At 47.9% G+C, this 22,347-nt stretch carries 19 protein-coding genes and 1 pseudogene; 5 read left to right on the top strand and 15 right to left on the bottom strand.

From position 1 onward, the window contains the following. Nucleotides 1–36 precede the first annotated feature (36 nt). The 4 genes and pseudogenes from AC50Y5_RS00370 to AC50Y5_RS00355 all read right to left on the bottom strand — a co-directional run bounded on the left by AC50Y5_RS00370 (nt 37) and on the right by AC50Y5_RS00355 (nt 4,084). On the bottom strand, nt 37–1,416 hold the full coding sequence (locus AC50Y5_RS00370) for a sensor histidine kinase (RefSeq protein ID WP_235533345.1): 1,380 nt from the start codon (nt 1,414–1,416) through the stop codon (nt 37–39). A 20-nt stretch (nt 1,417–1,436) separates the two neighbouring features. Beyond that, entirely contained in the window at nt 1,437–2,135 is a 699-nt protein-coding gene (locus AC50Y5_RS00365) for a response regulator transcription factor (RefSeq protein ID WP_494857699.1), read from the bottom strand. 226 nt (nt 2,136–2,361) lie between these two features. Then, nucleotides 2,362–2,945: pseudogene (locus tag AC50Y5_RS00360) on the bottom strand (polysaccharide deacetylase family protein). A 431-nt stretch (nt 2,946–3,376) separates the two neighbouring features. Further along, nucleotides 3,377–4,084 (bottom strand): MarR family transcriptional regulator, encoded by a 708-nt coding sequence (locus AC50Y5_RS00355; RefSeq protein WP_494857697.1) that lies wholly within the window; start codon nt 4,082–4,084, stop codon nt 3,377–3,379. Nucleotides 4,085–4,228: 144 nt separating this feature from the next. Between AC50Y5_RS00355 and AC50Y5_RS00350 the strand changes: the two genes are divergently transcribed. From AC50Y5_RS00350 to AC50Y5_RS00340, 3 genes are all read left to right on the top strand, one after another. Continuing rightward, on the top strand, nt 4,229–5,725 hold the full coding sequence (locus AC50Y5_RS00350) for an FAD-dependent monooxygenase (protein WP_494857695.1): 1,497 nt from the start codon (nt 4,229–4,231) through the stop codon (nt 5,723–5,725). 250 nt (nt 5,726–5,975) lie between these two features. Beyond that, nucleotides 5,976–6,287 (top strand): ArsR/SmtB family transcription factor, encoded by a 312-nt coding sequence (locus AC50Y5_RS00345; RefSeq protein WP_056043224.1) that lies wholly within the window; start codon nt 5,976–5,978, stop codon nt 6,285–6,287. A 106-nt stretch (nt 6,288–6,393) separates the two neighbouring features. Beyond that, the gene (locus AC50Y5_RS00340; RefSeq protein ID WP_494857693.1) at nt 6,394–7,581 is read left to right on the top strand and encodes an MFS transporter; all 1,188 of its coding nucleotides are present in this window, start codon (nt 6,394–6,396) and stop codon (nt 7,579–7,581) included. A gap of 399 nt (nt 7,582–7,980) precedes the next feature. On the opposite strand, the gene AC50Y5_RS00335 is transcribed toward AC50Y5_RS00340, so the two are convergent. The 5 genes from AC50Y5_RS00335 to AC50Y5_RS00315 form a co-directional block, all read right to left on the bottom strand. After that, complete coding sequence (locus AC50Y5_RS00335) at nt 7,981–9,060, bottom strand: CHAP domain-containing protein (protein ID WP_494857691.1); 1,080 nt, start codon at nt 9,058–9,060, stop codon at nt 7,981–7,983. 151 nt (nt 9,061–9,211) lie between these two features. Next, nucleotides 9,212–9,640, bottom strand: a complete 429-nt coding sequence (gene fucU / locus AC50Y5_RS00330) for an L-fucose mutarotase (RefSeq protein ID WP_056043218.1) — start codon at nt 9,638–9,640, stop codon at nt 9,212–9,214. A 30-nt stretch (nt 9,641–9,670) separates the two neighbouring features. Continuing rightward, nucleotides 9,671–11,197, bottom strand: coding sequence for a rhamnulokinase (locus AC50Y5_RS00325; RefSeq protein WP_494857686.1), 1,527 nt, complete (start codon nt 11,195–11,197; stop codon nt 9,671–9,673). A 39-nt stretch (nt 11,198–11,236) separates the two neighbouring features. Continuing rightward, nucleotides 11,237–11,896 carry a class II aldolase/adducin family protein gene (locus AC50Y5_RS00320; protein ID WP_056043212.1) on the bottom strand — a complete coding sequence of 220 codons (660 nt, stop codon included), beginning with the start codon at nt 11,894–11,896 and terminating at the stop codon, nt 11,237–11,239. 80 nt (nt 11,897–11,976) lie between these two features. Then, nucleotides 11,977–13,767, bottom strand: a complete 1,791-nt coding sequence (locus tag AC50Y5_RS00315; protein ID WP_494857683.1) for an L-fucose isomerase — start codon at nt 13,765–13,767, stop codon at nt 11,977–11,979. A gap of 265 nt (nt 13,768–14,032) precedes the next feature. On the opposite strand from AC50Y5_RS00315, the gene AC50Y5_RS00310 reads away from it, so the two are divergent. Beyond that, entirely contained in the window at nt 14,033–15,043 is a 1,011-nt protein-coding gene (locus tag AC50Y5_RS00310) for a LacI family DNA-binding transcriptional regulator (RefSeq protein WP_494857681.1), read from the top strand. A gap of 15 nt (nt 15,044–15,058) precedes the next feature. Continuing rightward, on the top strand, nt 15,059–15,187 hold the full coding sequence (locus tag AC50Y5_RS00305) for a hypothetical protein (protein ID WP_494857678.1): 129 nt from the start codon (nt 15,059–15,061) through the stop codon (nt 15,185–15,187). 376 nt (nt 15,188–15,563) lie between these two features. Here the strand turns inward: AC50Y5_RS00305 and AC50Y5_RS00300 are convergent, their stop codons facing one another. The 6 genes from AC50Y5_RS00300 to AC50Y5_RS00275 form a co-directional block, all read right to left on the bottom strand. Next, nucleotides 15,564–15,950: a MerR family transcriptional regulator gene (locus AC50Y5_RS00300; RefSeq protein WP_494857676.1), complete on the bottom strand. Its 387-nt coding sequence runs from the start codon at nt 15,948–15,950 to the stop codon at nt 15,564–15,566. Between the two features lie 73 nt (nt 15,951–16,023). After that, entirely contained in the window at nt 16,024–17,004 is a 981-nt protein-coding gene (locus AC50Y5_RS00295; protein WP_494857674.1) for an aldo/keto reductase, read from the bottom strand. A gap of 143 nt (nt 17,005–17,147) precedes the next feature. Further along, nucleotides 17,148–18,020: a DMT family transporter gene (locus AC50Y5_RS00290; RefSeq protein WP_494857672.1), complete on the bottom strand. Its 873-nt coding sequence runs from the start codon at nt 18,018–18,020 to the stop codon at nt 17,148–17,150. A 189-nt stretch (nt 18,021–18,209) separates the two neighbouring features. Next, nucleotides 18,210–19,004: an SDR family NAD(P)-dependent oxidoreductase gene (locus tag AC50Y5_RS00285; RefSeq protein WP_494858740.1), complete on the bottom strand. Its 795-nt coding sequence runs from the start codon at nt 19,002–19,004 to the stop codon at nt 18,210–18,212. Between the two features lie 187 nt (nt 19,005–19,191). Next, nucleotides 19,192–20,208 carry an AraC family transcriptional regulator gene (locus tag AC50Y5_RS00280; RefSeq protein ID WP_494857670.1) on the bottom strand — a complete coding sequence of 339 codons (1,017 nt, stop codon included), beginning with the start codon at nt 20,206–20,208 and terminating at the stop codon, nt 19,192–19,194. A 203-nt stretch (nt 20,209–20,411) separates the two neighbouring features. Further along, nucleotides 20,412–22,244 carry a PAS domain S-box protein gene (locus AC50Y5_RS00275; protein ID WP_494857668.1) on the bottom strand — a complete coding sequence of 611 codons (1,833 nt, stop codon included), beginning with the start codon at nt 22,242–22,244 and terminating at the stop codon, nt 20,412–20,414. Nucleotides 22,245–22,347: the final 103 nt, after the last annotated feature.

Here is a 22,347-nt window from a genome sequence, read left to right as displayed (position 1 = left end):
CATAGCAGTCTTGTAACATTCTTGTAACTTCACCTTTCACAACGAAGGCAGAACGATGGACACGGTGGTTCCAACACTCACTTTGCTCTCAATAACGATATATCCGCCGAACTTTTCGGCAATTTCCTTGCAAATGGACAGTCCTAACCCTGAACCCTTGGCCACATTGGAATTTTCCGCCCGGTAGAATCTTTCCTGAACCCGTGCTATATCCTCCATGAAAATCCCAATTCCCTGGTCAGTGATTTGGACGACCGCTTCCTGCTGCCGGATGAAGGTCTCTACCCGGATATGAGTGTCGGTATTCGAATACTTGATGGCGTTATCGAGAATATTCGCAATGGCATGTGATAGCAATATCGTATTGGCATATACAAAAGCCGCTTTAGCCAGCTTTACTTCCACTGTCATTCGTTTCTGCTCCGCTCTGGGTCTCAGGTCGGCAACCACTCGCTCCGTCAGATCCGATATATTTATTTTTTCGATACCTATCTCTTTGGGGCCAGCTTTGTCGAATCTGGCCAACATTAACAACTCATTGATGAGCGCGGTGAGCCGTTCCGATTCATTGACAAGATGGTAATAGATCTTCTGCAAATCTTTGTCCTCATTCTCACCCTCATATAAATACTGGGAAAATCCCCGGATTGCGGCGAGCGGTGTTTTCAGCTCATGAGATACGTTAGAGACAAACTGCTTCTGATATTGAATATAATCGTTCAGTTGAATGCCCATCTGGTTCAATCCTGCCGCAAGCATTCCCAGCTCATCTTTTCTGTTCAGATGGACTTGCTCAAATTGCTGCTTGGAGAATTGTTCTGTAGCCGCCAGCAGATATTTAATCGGTCTGGTCGTTGTACGGGCAATATATAGGCTTGAGAACGTCATCAAAATTAGGAATCCGCCTGCGCCCATAAATAAGATGGAACGGATTCGATTCATAATATCGTAAAAATAAGAGAGGTCTTCCACAAACTCGAACACAAACACATTTTGATAATATTTATCCTGAATGGGAATTGAGAAATAGAGCCTTTTATCTTCAGTAACCGAATACGAATAATTTCCTTGCAGCGCACTTTCTATATTTTTCTTGAAAATGACAGGCGTCCCGTCGTTGACGATAATGCCATTCTCCGCGTGTCCCAAAAGATTCAACTGGCTGTCATAAATCCGCACTTCCTTGCCCGTAGCCTTTAACGTTTCCAGAGCCGTTCTGAATACGTCTGGGGTTTGCCCCTGATCTGACGGTTCTTCATCATATTTAGCGAGTATTTCCCGGAATGACAGTTCGCTCAAATCAGCCTTTTCAATCATTTGCTTCTCAATGGTTACGAAGCTATAATAATCAATCGCTTTATCCACCGATATAATGATGACGGCAAAGGATAATATAGAGAAAAATAAATAATTCAACAAGAGCCGGGTTGCATATTTCAGGCGGAATCACCGCCAAGCTGATAGCCGAATCCATAGACCGTCTTTACATATTTCGGCTTTTCGGCATCGTCCTCCAGCTTTCTTCTGAGCCTCATGATTGTCATATCTACGCTGCGGCTGTCACCCAAATAATCGTATCCCCATACGATTTCCAGAAGCTCATCTCTTGTGTAAATTTTATTGGGCCTTCTCAATAATGTCTCTAGAATTTTGAATTCTTTGGCCGTCAGAGAAATCGGCTCACCATTCTTCAGCACGACTCGGGTCTCCAGATTAAACGCCAGTTCCCCGTAATTGATTGGTTGTTCTTCATTCGGTTTGTTCATAGGGTTAGGTTCATATCGTCTTAGCACCACTTTAATACGGGCAATGAGTTCGCGGTTATCGAAAGGCTTGGTCATGTAATCCTCTGCTCCAAGCTCAAGCCCCAATACTTTATCGATGGTTTCATTCTTGGCCGATAACATAATAACAGGAACCACTTGCTTCTTCGTAATCTCTTTGCACAGATCATAACCGGAGTAGTCCGGCAGCATCAAATCCAACAGCACCAAATCCGGCTGGAACGCATCCAGCTCTTGAAGGCCAATCCGGCCATTCTCTGCGGTTTTCACCTGAAAATTCTCCCGTAGAAGTACAAGCTCGACCAAGTCTCTAATAGCCGCCTCATCATCGATCACCAGAATTTTTCTCACTTGATCCCTCCTCCTGTAAAAACATTTAGGAAACAGTCCGGTTTATAATAGTTTAGCAAATCCATAATAACGCAGGCTGCTATTATAGAGTAGTTTAGAGCAAGGTGCAAAATTCATGAACAATTAGGTAGTTTTCTGTGGATGCAAGAAAAACGGACACCTCGCTGGTGTCCGTCATTGGAGTATACCATGATTCGATGACAACGGAAGGCCCTGAGCTTCAGGTCTATCCTTCCAACTCCTCTGGGCTCATCGTCAGGCCGCTCTCATCCGGAACGGCCATGTCCAGCAGTTCACTGGTGGTGACAAAACGATATCCTTCTGCAGCCAGTTCTTCCACCAGCACCCGAACCGCTTCTATGGTCTGGGAGCGGTCCCCGTACCCGTCATGGAACAGCAAGATACTGCCGGGCGCGACCGCCTGCCGTGTATGCTCCAGAATATAATCGACGCCTGGAGTTTCCCAGTCCTTGGCCGCTCCATTTACCGTACCTCTTGCCCCGTAACCTTCCGGATAAGGACATCCGTTCGCTGCAATTCCCCACTAGCTTCCTCCAACGTCAGTTTGGTAAGGTCTGGATGGGAATAAGTATGGTTCCCGAGCTCGTGGCCCTCCTGATGCACAGCAGCCGCCATTTCTGGGTGCGCTTCCATCTCCTGGCCAATCATAAAAAAAGTTGCTCGTCCTCCCACACTGCGGAAAATATCAAGCAATTGGCTCGTATATACCGGATTCGGACCATCATCAAATGTGAAGGCCACTGCCTTTTCCCTTACAGAAATCTGATGTATCATTGATAATTTGACCATGAAATAACCGTCTCCTCTTCACAATTATAACTTGTCCACTCTCCATCATTTTGCCAGAAACAGAACCATTTCGCATCCTCATTTGGAAGTATTCCAATATTGGAGCCTAAACCCAAAATCTGATTCAGTTGTGGGTTTGACATATAGAGGCGAAGCGTAGCTGCTCAAAACCACAATTCAACGTTCACCGTATTCGCAAATAAAAAGTAAAAACTTTTCCTCAACTTAACTACCCATGACTTGTATATAGGCTTTCTAAATAAAAAAACGGCTCAGATTGTAATGAAACATTCCGTGCCGTTTTGACTATCCACCTCAAACGATGCCGCCGACAGCTGTCGCGTCTCCTGCAAATCCGCACATTCCCTCTTCCTAAGAACCAGGCAACTTACGAATCCTGTGAATTCATGAGTCTGAGTGAGAAAATTGGATCATTTCGAGGAATTAAAAAAAGTATCGTTAAGAATCGCTTTAGCTTTCTTTAGGTTGTGGGAATCCAACTTATTAAGCATCACCATGATTTCGTTCATTTCCTCGGTATCTGATAAAGTACGAAGGGTCTTGTCATTGTCTATCTCTTCTTTTGTGCGCGCAGCTCTCTGACTCGGTGCGATTGATTCCTCTTTTGTCTCCGAATAAACCCATGATGTATGCAACGTTTCGCTAAGGGCATTGACGAGAAAGCTTAATTCATCTTCGTTATACCGTTGCAAGAAACGATTGACTCCGATATCAATTTGATGATGCAGGGCTTCATGCAGACGATAAATCTCTTTGCCCAGTGATGTGGTACGGAACAGAACTTCTTTTTTGTTATCCGGAAGGTATTCAAAACGGATGATTTGTTTATCAACCAGTTTTCTCGTAATTTTAGAAATACTCCCTTTGGAATAACCGTACTGCTTTGAAATCGTTATGCCATTTACAGGCTCAAGCTTTCCAATCGCATCCAACACATGCAGCATCATGACTGTCATTTCTTTTACCAACTCTGCAACAGCAGGATTAGGGCTATTTTGGATCAGCCACTGTTTCTCTTCATCATCTTCCGCTTGGTATCTAAGCTGTATGTCTTTCACAACTTCCAACAATCCCTTGATTAGACGATCTTTATTTTGCACTTCCAAATGGTTGATCATTCATTTCTCCTCCGATGATTAGCTTAATACCAGTATAGCAGTGGATAGTCCAAAATTAAAGTTTCCTGGAAACAATATTGACAAAGGAGGGAGTTGCATCTATTATTGTTTCTAGGAAACCAAAATGATAATGGAGGAATATATATGAACGTTGACGTACTCATCGCCGGAGCCGGCCCGACCGGCTCCACGCTAGCGGCCGACCTTCTGCGGCGCGGCCTTCGTGTCCGACTGGTCGACAAAGCACCACATGCCTTCAAGGGCTCCCGTGCCAAGGGGGTCCAGCCGCGAACTCTGGAGGTGTTCGAAGACCTCGGCATTCTGGGTGAGGCTCTCGCGGAAGGCAGCCCTTACCCGCTCGCGGGTCTTCATTTCGGACCCATCACTGTGCCGTGGCGGATGCAGCAGCGGAACAGGCCGACACCCAACGTGCCGTATCCGAACATCCTGCTGCTGCAGCAGCACCGCACCGATGCCATCTTGCACCGCCTGCTCGATCGCCTCGGGCTGGGCATCGAGTTCGACACAGCAGTGGTGGGTTTCGAACAAGATGCCGATGGAGTGACGACGACTCTCTCAACGGGAGAGAAGGTCCGCAGCAGGTATCTGGTCGGGGCCGACGGCGGCTCGAGCACGGTCCGCAAGGCCTCTGGAATTCGGTTTATCGGAGAGACCGCCGACTCCGACCGTACGCTTATCATCGACTGCATGATCGACGGACTGTCACGCAACCGGTGGCATATGTGGCCACGGACGCACGGCAAGTTTGTCGGAGCATGCCCGCTGCCCCACTCCGACCAGTTCCAGGTCATGATCCGGCTGACACCAGACGAGACGCCTGACCTCGACGAAGCCGCCCTGGCCGCCCAGTTCCATAAGCTCACCGGTTTCCGGCTCCACAGCATCACCTGGACCTCGGTGTTCCGGCCAAACGTCCGGCTCGCCGAGCACTACCGGGCGGGCAACGTCTTTCTCGCAGGCGATGCCGCCCACGTCCACACCCCAGCTGGTGCGCAGGGCCTCAACACTGGTGTGCAGGACGCCTACAATCTCGGCTGGAAACTCGCTCAGGTCATCGCCGGCGCTCCCGACAGCCTCCTCGACAGCTATGAGGCTGAGCGTCAGCCCGTTGCAGCACGCGTCCTCGGCAAGTCCAGCGAGTTGTACTCCCGGCTTGACCAGCAACGTCTCTCGACCCTCAAGCGCGGAGACGAGGAGCGGCAGCTCGGACTTTCATACCATCGCGGACCGCTCGCCCCTGCCGACGCGCCAGCCACCAAAACCCTGCATGTCGGTGATCGTGCACCGGACGCGCCCTGCAACGGCCCCGGCGGGATACGACGTCTGTTCGACGTCTATCAGGGACCACACTTTACCATGCTGGCCTTCGGCGTGAACGCCGCCAAGGCACTTCCCGAGTTGAGCTGGCCAAACGGCGGCGCCGATTTGCACCGTTACACCGTCAATAGCAGCCGCGAAGTCGATCACAATGGCCTCAACGACACCGACGTCAAGCTGACCAGCATCTACGGCGTTACTGGCGACGCGTTGGTTCTAATCCGGCCAGACGGTTACATCGGAAGCATCATCACAACCGACTGGTTCGCAGCCTTCGACAACTTGACTAGGACAATTACTTAGCCACTGTCAAGTGCAGCCCACTCCGACTGATATTTATGTAGGACATTGGCGAAGTAAGCCGAGAGCGTTAGAGCCGCCTGCCATCGGCGGCCATCTCACGTGTGAAGCTGCGTGGCGACGAAATGCCGAGAAATGAATGGACGATCCATAGAAGGTGCGTCCGATTCGAGCCTTTCATCACCTATTCGTCGGAACTGAAATTATTGCATATAAAAATTGACATATCTATATAATTAGATATAATGATGCTATGGAAACCATGATGATCTTTAAAGCTTTGTCTAATGACACCCGTGTGAAAATTTTGGAATGGTTAAAAAAGCCGGATGAAAATTTTGGACCGCAATTGTATTTACCAACGGATGCTGACTTTAAAGGAGGGATTTGTGTAGGAAGCATTCAGGAAAAAACGGGATTGGCACAATCGGTGATTTCCAGCTATTTAATGATCATGAAGAAAGCTGAACTTTTAGAATCAAGGCGATTTGGACAGTGGACCTATTATCGGAGAAATGAAGAAACCATTCGTAAATTTGCCGACTATATCAAGAATAAAATGTAGGTAGCCACAATTATAGGGTTACCTGCTTATTTTTTGATTCTATATATCTACAATTATAGATATATAGAAATAAGAAAAAAGATTGTGTTATAAGGAGAAAAGAATCATGAACAGAATCAGTCCACTATTTTTTATTGCACTAGGTATATTTGGCATTATAAATACCGAACTTGGTGTAGTCGGAATTTTGCCAATGGTCATGGAGAAGTATAACGTTACCGCAGGACTAGCTGGAATGCTTGTTAGTTCGTTTGCACTTATTATTGCCCTTTTTGGTCCATGGATGACGCTGTTCCTGTCAAGATTAAATCGTAAAACTACATTGATTGGCATTCTGATTATTTTTGCCGCTTCCAATTTGATGTCAGTTTTTGCTCCGAATTTTTATATGCTTATGGCTCTCCGAATGATTCCAGCTTTCTTTCATCCGGTTTATTTCTCCATTGCTTTTGTACTAGCCACTGAATTATCAGTAAAGGAGGAAGCCGCGAAGGCTAGTGCAAAGGTATTTCTTGGGGTAAGCATGGGCATGGTGCTCGGAATCCCGCTCACTTCCTATATTGCCAATCAATTTTCACTTGGTACCTCATTTTTATTTTCTGCCCTTGTGAATGTCGTTGCGTGTGTTGGAATAGGAGTAATGGTTCCAACCATGTCGGGGAAGGAGAAAACCTCTTTTGGAAGACAGCTTGCGATATTACGAAAACCCGCTTTATGGTTAAATAGCGGTGCTGCTTGCTTCATATTTGCTGCTATGTTTTCTGTATATAGTTATTTTGCGGAATATTTAGGACAGAGGTCTGACATGAGTGGGAAACTTATTAGCGTGATGCTTGTGATTTTCGGAATTAGCGGTGTGGCAGGAAATTGGTATGCTGGAAAGCTATTAAGCCATCGTATGTTGAAAACAGTGCTGCTTTATCCTGTCGCTTTAGGAATATGCTATTTACTTCTTTATTATGTGGAAATACCCCTTATTCTCATAAGTGGGATTATCATTGTGTGGGGAGCTGTTCATACTAGTGGACTTATTGTAAGTCAAATTTGGCTGACATCGGAAGCTTCAGAAGCCCCGGAATTTGCTAACAGTTTATATGTGTCTTTTTCAAACCTAGGCGTCACGATGGGTGCGGCTATAGGTGGTTGGTTTATATCACGATTGGGAGTAGGAGAAGTCGTTTGGAGCGGTTTACTTTTTGTAGTATTGTCCCTTTTGTGTATCGTCGTAAAAATAATGTATTTTGGCTTAAATGCTAAGCCAAATGTGAAATCTATGGTTACGGAAGAAGATTGACGGGACTCGTTTCTTAGTCACACCTAAAGAGGATGGCAAGTAGTGCGGGAAGTGTACAACTTATATGGAAATTCACCTAATACACCCAAAATGAATTTTATTAACACCAATACCGTGCAGTTTAGCTCAACTGGCAGAGAGCCTTATTGGCAGCGATGAAGTCTTTAAACTCTTATATGGATCAAACTAGTTCACTTGGGAATGAGCTTCCCAACCAAAGAGCCAATAGACAATTACCTGTTCGCTCCTTTGGTGAGTTCCGCTTTACCACTATTTGTGATACGGTTCTCCGCACTGTCTGTAACGGCAAGTTTTAGAGCCATCTTTCGCGGGATGGCTCTTTATTTAGAATATTGAACTTAACTATTTGTTGAATAACTATGTGACCTACATTTTAAATTAACGGATAGGCTTATATTCCCCATCAAAATTAAAAAAATAACCGTTGTTTATACGGATATATCCGAAAATACAATGGTCTCTATCCCTATATAAAACACCGGAGCCGTTTTTATTGTCTTGGTTACCTTCTGCAACCCTAATTCTGTCGTCCTCACAAGCTATAACAATTCCGATATGATCGTGAGAGTGATCGCTTAAAAGCTTCTCATAAATAACGATATCCCCACGCTCTGGATTAAATCCATCTTGTTTATCTCGATAGAAAAACCCCGTTTCAGGCAGTTGGGCCCAATCCAACCATGCGCCAACTCCAGCTAATCGATACATGCGATTCGGATAGCGAATGGGCAGTCGTATCCCCACCGCCATACAGCAGTAGTAAACGAATGCAGCACACCAATTCCCTTCCAGCACTTTATAGATATCCGTGTCCGGCCAATACTTGCAAATTTCCCGGTAGCGTTCATCCTCCGGGATGCCAATAATATTTTGCCCTGCAAAAATTTCCGAAAAATCTGCCAGCCTAAGTCGTCTGTCTTCCGCATTAGTCTCTATCGTTTCCGTGTCGACGTTAGCTTCCGCCCCTGCATACTCATCAGGAATCCCCAGTTCTATAAACACATTTTGCAGTCTATGTATAACCGCCTTGGATGAATAGTTACCTGTATGCTGAAAGTACATCTGCAATAATATAGCATCTTTAATTATTTCCTCGTATGGGTCCTGCGTTCGATGTATAGCTTCTTGATAAAAGATCGCTCGAAGAATGACATGCTGCTCTTCGTCAGAAAAGAGCTGTGTGCTGCGCAGTATAGGTCTTACCGCATCTGCACTGTTTGGACCAAGGAAGTTTTTAATGCCGGTTCTATAGAAATAATAACCGTGAAGCAACCCGGCGATCCCGGCGATTTCCGGATCTTGTCCTCTTCTCATAGCAAGCATCGAAGCGAAATTTGATACCCCATAAAGATGTACCCCGGTTTTATTTTTATAGCCAGTCTCCCCTATATTTAAGAGCATTTCTTGAATAAGACCACGAACACTTTCAATCCGCTTAACCTTCTTCTCTCCAATCAAAATTTCGCCCCCTGCCCTTCAATCATGCTGACTCAAGAAAAATAATTAAAAAACTTGCCCCTACTTATCATTAATTATAGCTAATTTCCCAACAAAAAACGGCACGGGAATGTAACGAACCATTCCCGTGCCGTATTAACGTCTGAATAGGCTATTTAATAACGCCTTTTTTCAAAATAATGTTCGCATACAGCGCCTGCTCGCCAGTTGCCACAATCGCATAAGCCTTCTTCGCCCGCTCATAAAAAGCAAAGCGTTCCACTTCCTCAGGCTTCTCGCGTACTGGCGTGTGCTGCTCAATGATGAGCTGATACTGCTCCCAGATTGGCGTTTGGACGGTATCGCCAGGAACAACCTGCATGAGCGCCGCCGGACGCTCCACATATTGATCCAGTGGAAACAGCGGCAATATCGCTTCCAGCAGCTCAGGAATGCCGTGGCCGTCTGCCCGAACAACGCGCTGCGCGTGGCTCATGACGGGGAAATTGCCGTCGGCCAGCACGATTTCGTCGCTGTGTCCCATTTCCATTAATATTTTCAGAAGCTCCGGTGAAATCAATTTGGATATGCCATGCAGCACCTCAAACACTTCCTTAAGTAAGATTAAAATTTAAGACTTCGCCTGCAAAGCGACTAACCGCAGGTAAGCCTCGTAAGCCCGCTCCCATACTTGCTGCTCCGCTTGCGCCGGCTCATAGGTATCCACCTCGAACGATGCCGCCGACAGCTGCCGCGCCTCCTGCAAATCCGCACATTCCCCTTGGGCAATGAGCTGAACGAGCATATTGCCGATGGCGCTCGCTTCGACCGGGCCTGCCCATACCGAGCGGCCAATTGCATTCGCCGTAAAGCGGCAGAGCAGCTTGTTCTGTATACCGCCGCCAACCATGTGCAGGCCCGAATAAGCCTCTCCGGTCAGCTGCTCCATTTGCGCCAGCGCGTAACGGTATTTCAGCGCCAGACTTTCGAGAATGCATCTCGCTATTTCGCCCCGCGACTGCGGCACAAGCTGCCCTGTCTCCTCGCAATACTGCTGCACATTTCGAATCATGCCCGAAGGGCTGTAAAAACGCAGATCATCCGGATGGATCAGGCTGCGGAAAGGTTCCGCCTGCTCCGCTTCGGCCGCAAGCTGTGCGAATGACAGCTCTTGCCCTTGCGCCTCCCATTCACGGTGGCATTCCTGCAAAATCCACAGGCCCATAATGTTTTTGAGCAGCTGGTAGGTTCCGCCGACTCCGCCTTCATTGGAAAAATCGAGCGCAAGCGCTTCTGGCGTCAGCAGCGGACGCGCTAGCTCAGTGCCGAGCAGCGACCAAGTGCCGCACACCAAATAGGCAAAAGCTTTCCCGCCTGCCGCTGGCACAGCAGCAACCGCTGATTCCGTATCATGCGTGCCTACGGCAATCGCTTCAATCGGCGGTACAGCCAGCTCTTCGCATACTTCCGCTGTTAGCGGCCCAATGCGCTGTCCCGGATGAATCGGCGCAAGGAACAGCTTCGCTGGAATGCCGAGCTGCTGCATAAGCGGCTCATTCCACTGCTGCCGCTCTGGATGAAACAGCTGCGTCGTAGTCGCCATCGTAAATTCGCATACCTTCTTGCCCGTCAAAAAATAAACGAGCAAATCCGGCGTCAGCAGCAGCGTCTCGGCGGCCGCCAGCTTCGGCGAGCCTGCCTTGCTCATCGCATACAGCTGATAAATCGTATTAAAGGGCATAAACTGGAGCCCGCCCTGCTGGTATTGCTCCTCGCGGCTCAGCAGCTGCTCCACCTCTTCGACCAAGCCTTCTGTCTGCGGGTCTCGGTAATGATAGGGATTGCCCAGCAGCTCGCCTTGCGAATCCAGCAGTCCAAAGTCCACTCCCCATGTATCCACGCCAAAGGTGGACGGCTGATAGCCCTGTTGGAACGCTTTGCGAATGGCAACCTTCATCTCCTGCAGCAGTCGCAAAATATCCCAGTGCAGATGCTGCCCTACTTGTACCGCATAGTTGGGAAAACGATGAAGCTCAGTCACCTCAAGCTTGCGGCCGCCCTCTGCACTTGCAGCAAGCTTGCCGATCAGCGCCCTGCCGCTGCTTGCGCCCAGATCAAAGGCAAGGACCGTCGCCGCCATTTTCGCTGCATTTGCCATCCCTGCATTCCTCCTCTTCCTAGCGGATTCAACGCAAAACTACTGCATTTTTTGCAGCAGCTGGATGCGGTAGGCCTCGCTCTCCAGCGATGCGATTTCTTCAAATTCTTCCTTCGTCAGCACTTTTGGCTCCTTAATCGCTTTGGCGATCAGGAAAATTTTTGCGCTTTCTTCTACCACTTCCGTACGATAATAGGCTTCGCGCAGATTGCGCCCTGTCGTTACGAGTCCATGATTGCCTAGCAATATTGAGCTCGCAGCATTTACTTTTTCAACTAGCGCATCTGCAAGCTTGTCTGTAGTAGGCAGTACATACGGAATATATACCGTCTTGCCTACTAGCGCCGCCTGATCGGGGAACATAATCGGCAGCTCCTGCTCCACAAGTGTAAAGGCGATGCAATAAGGCGGGTGCGTATGCACGATCGCTCCGATGTTCGAATTCGCACGGTAAGCATAAAGATGCATCAGCACCTCAGAAGACGGACGGAAGCCTGTATCCGTTACAGCTCCCGTCTCAATATCGACCTCTACCCACTGCTCCGGCTCAATTTCATCAAGGGCAAAACCGCTTGGGGACAAATACATTTTGCCCTCATGCTTCGCGCTAATGTTGCCGCCTGGGCCAACTACCAAACGGTTCGCGACCGTCTTTTTTGCGTATTTACATAGTTCCTCTCTAATTTCCAAGCTGCTCAATTCTCTCTTCCTCCTCTATGTTATTGAACCCATGAAGCTGCCGCCCCAAAAAATTGGAACGGCAGCTTGTCAAATGGTTATTATTTATACAACGGCCCAAAGTTGTCGCAAGCCCGGTAATCTGCGCTTTCCGCATTGCTCGTGCCGAACAGGCCCCAAGCGCGTGGACGGAACAGCTTTTCTTCTGCCACATTGTGCATATTGACTGGAATACGCAGCATCGACGCAAGTGTAATCAAATCCGCGCCAATATGCCCGTAGCTGATAGAGCCGTGATTCGCACCCCATTGGTCCATCACTTCATAAACGCTGCGGAACGCGCCGCTGCCTGTCAAAATCGGAGCGAACCACGTCGTCGGCCAAGTCGGATCTGTCCGCTTGTCGAGCACATCATGCACGTCTTCTGGCAGATCAACCGAATAACCTTCGGCAATTTGTAGAACGGGGCCAATGCCCTTCACCAAATTGATCCGGGACATCGTCATCGGCATGCCCCCGCGTGTCAAATAGTCGGAGGAATAACCGCCGCCGCGGAAATATTCAACTGATGCCGGACGCCACGACGTTGCCTTCAGGCAATCCGCCGCCTCCTGCTCGGAAATTTCCCAATGCGGCTTAAGTGCTGGCTTGCCAGCAAGCTGCTGCTCACCCGTGCCGTCAAGCGTCGCCGAGCCGGAGTTGATCAGGTGCAAAATGCCGCCCGCTGCGTGCCCTTCCAGCTTATGTCCCGTTACGCGCTGCACCGAATCTGGACTCCAATATGTCCGCACATCGGCGAAAATTTGCGCCGTATTCGTCAGCAAATTACCGAACAGCATCGCAACGCCGTTCAAGCTGTCATTTTCCGTTGCTACCATGTAAGGTGCGCGGATGCCGTTCCAGTCGAACGAGGAGTTAAGCAGCGTTTCCATAAAATCGCCATTTGGAAAATGATCCGTCCATTGGCGCTGCCCTTGGAAGCCGGATACGATCGCATTGTGGCCCATCGCCTCTTCCCCGAAGCCAAGCTCCGCAAGACGCGGGTTGCCGACCATCAGGTCACGGGCAATCATCGTCATTTTCACAACGGTTTCCCAATCCTTGTCCTTCTGCTCTCTGGAGGTCTGGATTTGCGCTGGGTTGTTGTCTGCGCCCTCCGGGCAGTTTTCCTTCACCCATGCCAGCGCGCGGGCAAATTCTTCGCCATCATAAATTTCCTCTTCGAAGCGGCGGACGAATTCCGACATATCCACATACTCGGTACGCATGCCCAAATATTCCTGGAAAAAAGCATCGCTTACGATCGAGCCCGCGATTCCCATCGATACGGAGCCCATCGACAAATACGATTTGCCGCGCATGTAAGCTACAACAAGTCCCGCTTTCGCGAAGCCCAGCAGCTTGCCTTTCACATCTTCAGGAATGCTCGTGTCGCCTGAGTCCTGTACTTCCTCGCCATAAATACCGAATGCCGGAAGACCCTTCTGTGCATAGCCGGACAGTACAGCCGCCAAATATACAGCGCCTGGGCGCTCTGTGCCGTTAAAGCCCCATACCGCTTTCGGAATGGACGGGTCCATATCCATCGTCTCGGTGCCATAACACCAGCATGGCGTTACGGTGATGGATACGCCTACGCGCTCGCGGGAAAATTTGTCCGCGCAAGCTGCCGCTTCCGCTACACCGCCGATACAGCTGTCCGCAATGACGCATTCAACTGGCTCGCCGTTCGGATAACGCAAATGCTCGCCAATGAGCGCAGCTACCGATTTTGCCATATTCATCGTCTGTTCTTCGAGCGATTCGCGAACGCCTTTACGGCGTCCATCGATCGTAGGACGAATACCTATTTTAGGGAAACCGCTTTCAAAACGATGCTTTTCTTGTGTCACTATTATCCCTCCAATTCAAGCGTAAACGGCTTTTGCCGTCCTCTGGCGGCAAAGCTTCCGTTTCGCGATGAAATATAAGAAATTATAAGAGTGAAACTTATAATTTCTTATATTTTAAAATAAAGTGCATAACCAGCTGTTTGAGTTAGTATAGAGTTACCGATAACTCTAATTTATCAAGCTTGAGGGTTGCTGTCAATGGCTCACTTTTGTAAGATGGTAAGATAGCAAACGAGTGGGACGAAATAGATAAGGAGCAAGCCGCATGGTTACGATTTACGATATCGCTCAGCGATCCGGCGTTTCAGCGATGACCGTATCGCGAGTTATCAATAACACAGGCAGAATAAGCGACAAAACGCGGGCAAAGGTTAAGAAAGTGATGGAGGAAATGCACTATGTGCCGAACCAGATGGCGAGAAGTCTGGTGCTTCAGCATACCCGCCTGCTGTTTTTGCTTATAGCCGATATTACGAATCCGTTTTATACGACGCTGTCACGCGGAGCAGAAGATGCCGCTACGAAAAATGGCTACAAGCTGCTGTTCGGCAACAGCGATGAAAATTTGGCCAAGGAATCGGATTATATCCATACGATTTTGACGACGCGGGTCGACGGCGTGATGATGGCGCCGACCGGCGACCCATCCTTGTCCAATCTGGAGTCGCTGCTCCATCATCAGACTCCGTTCGTGCTGATTGACCGCGAAGTACCGGGCATTGAATGCGACATCGTCCTTGGGGACAGCAAGGAAGGCGCCCGCCAGCTCGTCGATCATCTTGTCGGGCTGGGGCATACGCGGATTATGATGGTGAACGGCTCGCTTTCCAGCTCCAGCGCCCGCCTTCGCCTGCAAGGCTACAGAGAGGCGCTCCAGCTTAATGGACTGGAATATGAGCCGGAATATTTATTCGAGACCAGCTTTGGCCCGCAAAATGATCTGTCCGCCATGAATGCCTGGATCGACAGCATAAACCCGCTGCCGACCGCCATCATTGCCGGAAACAACGTCATCGCCATAGAACTCATACGCCTGCTTCAGCAGCGCGGACTGCGTATTCCGGACGATATTTCCATCGTATGCTTTGACGATTTTGGCCCCTATGCGGACATTAATCCGTTTATTACCGTTGTCGCCCAGCAAGCCTACCAGTTCGGCTATCTCGGCATGCAAATGCTCATTGACCGCATCCAGAATGGCAGCGCCTCCGGTCCGTGGCGGAAAGTCGTGCTGCCTGCGGAGCTCATCGCAAGAAGCTCCGTCAAGCAGCTCTAACGTGATCATTAGGCAATGAGAGCACATAGAAAAAAGGCCAACCAAGAATTTCTGGTTGGCCTAATCATTCGACTCGACTCGATGATGGACTTGGCGGACTCAGCAGCAGCTAATGCGCTGCCAACAGCCATTTTGACGGGATAATGAGGGCAATAACGGATTTCCTGTCCGCTTACAGCCCGAAATTGTAGAAAAAGCCCAAATAGCGGAACCTCAGTCCTTCAAAAAATTTTGGAGCGTCCGAGCAACATGTCTTCAGCAAGAGTAGTCTCTGCCAGAGTGGCCTCAGCCATAGCGGTCTCTGCAACAGCAGTCACTGCAACAGCGCTCTCTGCAACAGTGCTCTCTGCAACAGTGCTCTCTGCAACAGTGCTCTCTGCAACAGCGGCCTCAACTACAGCAGTCTCTGCAACAATTGACTGCTGTGCTCCCCCCTGCCTTAAATCATCTGAAGAGATTGGCCCCGCATAAGGGTTAAGTAAGAAGCAGCAGCAGGCCGACTCTCGTTTGCCTATATGCTCTAATCTTGAGCTCTATTTAGTGTTTTTTCTTTTTTTACGATGGTCTGCTCGTATCTTTCGATCTTATCATCCATGCGTTCAAGCACCTTCTTCATATCTTCCATTCGTGCTCTAAGCAGCTTGCGCTGATCGATTAGGAGCTCTTTTCTGGCCTCTTGTGTCTCATCACCCTGTTGAAACAGCCCAACGTACTCAATCAATACCTCAACAGGAAGACCGGCGCCTCGCATACACTTAACAAATTCAACCCACCGGCAATCTTCTTCGGTGTAGTCCCTGAGCCCGCTTTTATTGCGGTTCACTCGTGGAATAAGCCCAATTCGTTCATAGTAGCGAAGCGTATCCTGTGACAAATCATATTTTTCACTTACTTCTGCTATAAACATGCTCGTGTCACCACCACATTTAAAATAAAGAACGCCCAGGGACTGGTCGGGGCGTTCTTGTCCTATCTTCCTATTATACGGCGCCAATGACCGGATGAGGAACATACGGCTCCTCCAGCGACGCAACTTCTTCAGCTGTAAGCTTAATGGAGAGCGCTGCTGCCGCATCCTCGAGATGGGATATTTTCGAAGCGCCGACAATCGGACCTGTTACCGGTTCCTTTTGCGCTACCCAGGCAAGTGCGATTTGAGCACGAGGAACGCCGCGTTTTTCAGCGATTGCTGCAACGCGCTCCACAATCAATCGATCCGTATCCGCAGTCGCATCGTATTTCGATTTCTGCACTTGATCGGTTTCGGAGCGGTGCGTCGTTTCCGACCAATCACGCGTCAATCTTCCTGATGCCAGCGGACTGTAAGGAATGACACCGATTTTTTCTTCCTTGCAAAGCGGCAGCATCTCCCTTTCCTCTTCACGGTAGATGAGATTCATATGATTTTGCATGGACACAAATTTGGTCCATCCATTTTTCTCAGCTGTATACAGCGCCTTCTGGAACTGCCATGCATACATAGCGGAAGCGCCAATGTATCTTGCTTTTCCAGCCTTCACGACATCATGCAAAGCTTCCATCGTTTCTTCAATAGGCGTATTATAGTCCCAGCGATGAATTTGATAAAGGTCTACATAATCCGTTCCCAATCGCTTAAGGCTCTTGTCTATTTCGCTCATAATGGCTTTCCGGGAAAGCCCCGCACCATTCGGCCCTTCATGCATGCGGAAATGCACTTTGGTTGCGAGCACAATTTCATCACGGTTCGCATAATCCTTTAGAGCCCGTCCAACGATTTCCTCGCTTGTTCCATCTGCATACACATTTGCTGTATCAAAAAAATTAATTCCCAGCTCCAGCGCTTTTTTTATAATAGGACGACTGCGCTCTTCATCAAGCACCCATGGATGAACCCAACGTTCTGCTACACCAAAGCTCATACAGCCAAGACAAAGCCGAGATACATCCAAGCCCGTATTACCAAGTTTCACATATTCCATTAGAACGTTCCTCGCTTTCGGTTAAGTACGATTGCCTTCGAATGTAGTTTACCCTCTGGAGTTAACTCCAAGTCAAGCGATCAAATGACATGTATAAAAAAAAGCTGATCGGCAAATGACGCCGACCAACTTTTTTTCAATGCTCATTCATCTCGAATAACGAATAGTACACCGATAAAAATGAATATCGTACCTATCCAGAAAGACAAACCAATTTGCTCGCCTAGCAATAACCATCCTAGAAAAGTGCCGACAATAGGTTGGAAAAAGAAAAACAATCCGCCACTTGAAGCATTGAGCATTTGCAGTCCACGATTCCACAATAAAAAGGCGCATGCTGTCGAAATAACCCCCAAGTACAAAAGGCCGCCCCAAATCGATGGATGCATCATGGCTTGAAAATCAAGCTCAGGCAACCGGCTTATTGTAAAAGGTGTAAGTAAAACAATGGCTACTAGTGTTGTATAGCACGTTATGACAATTTGTGAGTATTGCCCGGGTACCCGTTTAATAAGAACAGACATAAGCGCCCATGTAAGTGCTGCTATAAGCAGGGATACCCCACCTAGTTGAATAGATGGATCAATTTCGGATTTTCCGACAATAATGCCGACACCGATGGATGCTAAAATAATGGAGATTGCTTTTTTAAACGTTATTTTTTCTTTTAAGAGAATACGTGCAAATAGTACCATGAATGCAGGTGTCGTTGACGTAATAATCGCACCCATTTGTGCTGTAGAAAGCATCGTACCCACTTCTTGAGTCAGGATGGAAATTGTATTTCCAATAAGTCCAATTAGGAGTATTAACAGCATGTCTCGTCTTTCAATACGCCAGGATTGTTTGGTTACAACGCCAATAATCAGCAATGCAAAAAAAGCAATGACATAGCGAATCCATACTAATTCAAGTGGTGGCACAATGTCTACCACATGCTTGACTACAACATACATCCCGCCCCAAATGCTGGCAGCGAGCGCTAAATACAAAGAACCTAACCAAGTGTTTTTCATTGAGTACCCTCCGTTTATCCAGAACATTCCTGCCCTTAACGGAGTTGTAGTTTTCTACCGTTAAGGGAGAATAACTACAGGTACATCATTTTCAAATAGTGGCGACCACATCATTCATCTTCAGCTCACTTTCAAAAGAATAGTTTTATTTTACACGAATTTTGTTGCAGCGAACACACGTAAACAAAATTAAAAAATAGTCGGCACCATACCTCCATCCATACGGATGGGAGAGCCTTTAAATGCGGATGCATAAGGACTGCATACAAATGCAGCTAGTCTGCCTATTTCAACAGGCCTGATAAATCGCTGTATTTCCGATTGAGGCAGGTTTGCAGCCATAAATTTTTTCTCTTTTTCTGAAAAAGCCATGTCTTCATCGGAGTACATGCCCTCGATGATTTGATGCACTTTTTCAGAAAGTGTCGGTCCGGGCATAATCGTATTGACTGTAACCTCTGTTCCTATCGTTAATTTAGATAAGCTTTTTGCCAAGGATAACAGCATGGACTTTGTCATTCCATACTGTGGCATTAGTCCAGATGGCATCATGGCTTCTTCACTTGCAATAAAAATAATGCGGCCATCATTATTTTTCAACATTTTAGGCAAATAAAATTTTGTTAAGCCGTTTGCGGCAAGAACATTCGTACGGAAATATTTTTCCCATACGTCGTCGTCGACATCCTCATATTTCATGATTTCATATATGCCCGTATTATTAACCAGAATATCAATTTCGGGATATTTTTCAAATAAAGCTTCCCTTTGCCCACTATCCACAATATCAGCTGCAGCATTTTGAGGAGAGGTAGCAGGAAATTCCGACTTTATTTCGCGTACTGTTTGTTCTACCTCATCATGATTTCGTCCATTAATAAGGACATGAACGCCTTCTTTGGCAAGTTCCATGGCAATGGCTTTGCCTATGCCTTTCGTTGATCCTGTAACTAAAGCTGTTTTATTGGTTAATCCCATTTCCATCATACATTTCTCCGTTTCATTTACTTAACGTATTGGCAAGATTATTAGCAGTCATTTATCCAACAGTCCATTGCTCGGAATAGTACTTATATTACCTTGTCCGGCCTGCTCAGTAACTAGCCTGTTGCGCCAAAGGTCTTGTTTCATACGCCAAATCATAAAACGCAGTACATCGTTGCCGTCCATCTTATAGCGAGTTTGCACCTAACTGTTTCTTGCGCCAATTGGAGGGCGTATCTCCTTCCCAATGTCGAAAGGCGCGGTAGAACGAGTTCTGGTCCTCATAGCCAATCAAGAAAGCCACTTCTTTAATAACGAGCGAGGGGTTTGCCAAGTACTGTCGTGCCTGCTCATGTCTAGCTTGTGTCAATAGATGCTTGAAGCTCGTGTTTTCTTCAGTAAGCCGGCGCTGCAGCGTACGATCGCTCATGCTTATTTCCTTCGCCACTGCCTGAATGTCGACCTGCCCTCCTGTGAGGCTGCGTTTTATGATCCATTTGACCGTATCGGCCATTGAACGGCTGCGCTGCTGGTCATTGAGCGATCGGTCCAAAGCAGGCGTCAGAATTTCCAGCAGCTCTTCGTTGTATGTGACAAAAGGGAGCTCCAGATCGCTTCGATGCAGTATCAATCGGTTGCCTTTTGCCCCTATCTGTACCGGGCATCCGAAATAAGCTTCAAGGGCTTGTAAATCGCCCATTGGGTGTGAAAATTCGACGAACTTCGCCGTCAAAGGCTGGCCCGTGCCCCGGCGCCCAAGCTCCAGAAGAAAGGCCAGCGTAATACCAACCAGCATCGAAGGGCCAGGTTGTTCGGTATTCAGCCATCCTAGTTCGATTGTACAGTGCTCGCCCTCCTCCGTAATCTGTAAGCTTTCTGGGGGACATAGCTGTTTGTAGCGGACCATGCGGTTCAGAGCGTCACGGTAATTACGAGCGTGGTAAGTGGCTAAGACAGTTGGTGGATACTTCGCTGTGTCAAAGACAGTCGCAAGCTTGATGATCCCTATGGCGGTTTCACCAATAAGTTCGGAATAAGCCTGCCAAATCGCGTAATATTGGGCGGTAGTGACTGCTGGCTCAGTAATAATGGTGAGCGGCAGCCGTGCTTTGCGAGCTGCGTCGTGGGCGGCGATCCCTAGTTGACGCAATCCTTCCCAAAATCCAGGCGGGATTTTAATGCGATCTGCGAAATGAGCCTTCATCTATGTGACACTCCTTTTGCTGCTTATTCATTCTATCTTAAGTACATTTAACAACATTTAAGTCTGATCAGTCTAATTTGCCCGTTTCGCAGACAAATAGATAAAAACCTTCAGCACTTCGCGGGTAGGCGCGAAACTGAAGGCTTTTCACTCTAAAATGGATACGCTACTGGGATGAAGGTAAATGAGGGAACAGGGCAAAATTAATTTAATTCTGTCATTGCAGGCTTAGCCAGCGGCAGCGTAATTTGCACTTCCGTGCCTTCGCCATGTCGACTAACGATATGTAGAGTACCATGATGGGCCTCAATAATTCTGGAGCTGATCATCAGCCCAAGGCCCGTGCCTTTTTCCTTTGTCGTAATAAAGGGCTGCCCGATTTTCCCGATAATGGAGTCGGTCATTCCGATCCCCTCATCGCGAATCGTCAAGCAAACGCTATCAGGAAAGTTTGAGCGAATCGCAATCGTAACGCGACCGCCGTCAGGCATTGCCTCGATCGCATTTTTGATGACATTAATGAATACCTGCTTGAGCTGATTGGCATCTGCATGAATGATCATTAAGCAGTCTTCCACCTGCGTCTCAATATCCACGTTCGTCATTATCGCCTGTGTTTCCAGCACCGAAATAACGCCGCGCAAAATATGTACCAAATTCTCATCGTTGAATCTGGTAAAATGCGGCTTCGCCAAAGTCATAAATTCATTTACGATTAAATTAATTCGATCCAGCTCGTTGGACATAATATCGAGATAGGAGCCATAACCTTCGTTTTTGGTTTTGAGCAATTGCGTGAAACCTTTGAGCGCCGTTAGCGGATTGCGAATTTCATGGGCAACGCCCGCAGCAAGCTGGCCAATAACCGACAGCTTCTCGGAACGCACCAGCATATCCTCAGATCGCTTGCGATCGGTCAAATCCCGGATTACCGTTAAAATAACCCGCTTGCCCATATAGTTGTTAATGCGGATGCTCGACATTTCAACATCTATCGTCTGCCCATCCCTGCAAATAATTTGCCGCTCCTCAAACTGGCTCGGCTCTTCATCAAACATAATCAGATCCATCTTCCTAAGCGAATCCTCATGATGGTCAGAATGAATATATTCAAATACCGAATGTCCAATTACTTCGTTTTTGTCATCGGCCTGAACGAGCTTGATTGCCGAATTGTTGGCGTAAATAATTTTCCCATGGTCGCTAAGCACAATCGGCTCGGGCAGCAGCTTCATGACACGCTGGTACATCTCGGCACTTTCCCGCAAGGAACGCTCAAGTGCAACCGATGAGGTCACATCCTTGGCTGAGCCTAGCATCGCCGTTCTGCCTTTGTACATAATGAGCGAGAGATTGACTTCCAAATAGACGAAGCCGCCATCCTTCTTCTTGCCGCGTACGGTAACGGTATAGCGGGGCTCACGCTTTTTGATCAAAATTTCCGCCACCTGCCGCTTAATGGTGAACAGCTCAATCGCATCAATGTAGTCGGCGGTACGCAGCGTAACAAATTCCTCTCTCGTGTAGCCGAGCATGGCGGACATATACGAGTTAATATAAACGATTTTACGATCCTGCCTCACAAAAACGCCGGCTAGCACATTTTGCGTCAGGTGGCTGTATAGCTGCTCCGTCTCCCGAAGCGCCTTCTCGGTCTGCTTGCGTTTCGTAATATCCCGCTCAATAGCAACGATTCCGGTCGTCTTGCCGCTGCTGTCGCGAACAGCGGATAAGGTAATGCTCACATGCAGATGCTTGCCGTTCTTGCACAGCTTTGGGTATTCTGCTGCGGCTACCTTCTTGCCCTCAATCACCTGATCGTACAGCCTGGCAAACTCCTTATAGAGATGGGCCGGGCCAACGGGGAGCTTCCTGCCTACCAGCTCCTCCTTCGTCCAGCCGTACATCTGCTCAAAAGCTGGATTGACATCCAGCACGATACGCTGCAAATCGACAATAACAATACCATCTGTTGTCTCTTCCCAAATGGAGTTCATATAGGTATGATACAAGTCCGCACTTACATAGTCGCTCATCCGAACCCTCCACTTTCAGCCCTATTCCGTCCTCATGAGTTGTAAATTCAACATGGGTTGTTAACTTCCCTGCTAGCGCATCCAGATTTATTGGAAAATAAAT

This window comes from Paenibacillus sp. JT22N7 (assembly GCF_059383875.1).
This window is presented reverse-complemented; position numbering and strand designations above follow the sequence as displayed.

Coding starts and splice junctions, on each gene's coding strand:
- AC50Y5_RS00355 (WP_494857697.1), bottom strand. CDS start 4,084: ATGATCAACCATTTGGAAGTGCAAAATAAAGATCGTCTAATCAAGGGA.
- AC50Y5_RS00350 (WP_494857695.1), top strand. CDS start 4,229: ATGAACGTTGACGTACTCATCGCCGGAGCCGGCCCGACCGGCTCCACG.
- AC50Y5_RS00345 (WP_056043224.1), top strand. CDS start 5,976: ATGGAAACCATGATGATCTTTAAAGCTTTGTCTAATGACACCCGTGTG.
- AC50Y5_RS00340 (WP_494857693.1), top strand. CDS start 6,394: ATGAACAGAATCAGTCCACTATTTTTTATTGCACTAGGTATATTTGGC.
- AC50Y5_RS00325 (WP_494857686.1), bottom strand. CDS start 11,197: ATGGCAAATGCAGCGAAAATGGCGGCGACGGTCCTTGCCTTTGATCTG.
- AC50Y5_RS00310 (WP_494857681.1), top strand. CDS start 14,033: ATGGTTACGATTTACGATATCGCTCAGCGATCCGGCGTTTCAGCGATG.
- AC50Y5_RS00305 (WP_494857678.1), top strand. CDS start 15,059: ATGAGAGCACATAGAAAAAAGGCCAACCAAGAATTTCTGGTTGGCCTA.
- AC50Y5_RS00300 (WP_494857676.1), bottom strand. CDS start 15,950: ATGTTTATAGCAGAAGTAAGTGAAAAATATGATTTGTCACAGGATACG.
- AC50Y5_RS00295 (WP_494857674.1), bottom strand. CDS start 17,004: ATGGAATATGTGAAACTTGGTAATACGGGCTTGGATGTATCTCGGCTT.
- AC50Y5_RS00290 (WP_494857672.1), bottom strand. CDS start 18,020: ATGAAAAACACTTGGTTAGGTTCTTTGTATTTAGCGCTCGCTGCCAGC.
- AC50Y5_RS00285 (WP_494858740.1), bottom strand. CDS start 19,004: ATGGAAATGGGATTAACCAATAAAACAGCTTTAGTTACAGGATCAACG.
- AC50Y5_RS00280 (WP_494857670.1), bottom strand. CDS start 20,208: ATGAAGGCTCATTTCGCAGATCGCATTAAAATCCCGCCTGGATTTTGG.
- AC50Y5_RS00275 (WP_494857668.1), bottom strand. CDS start 22,244: ATGAGCGACTATGTAAGTGCGGACTTGTATCATACCTATATGAACTCC.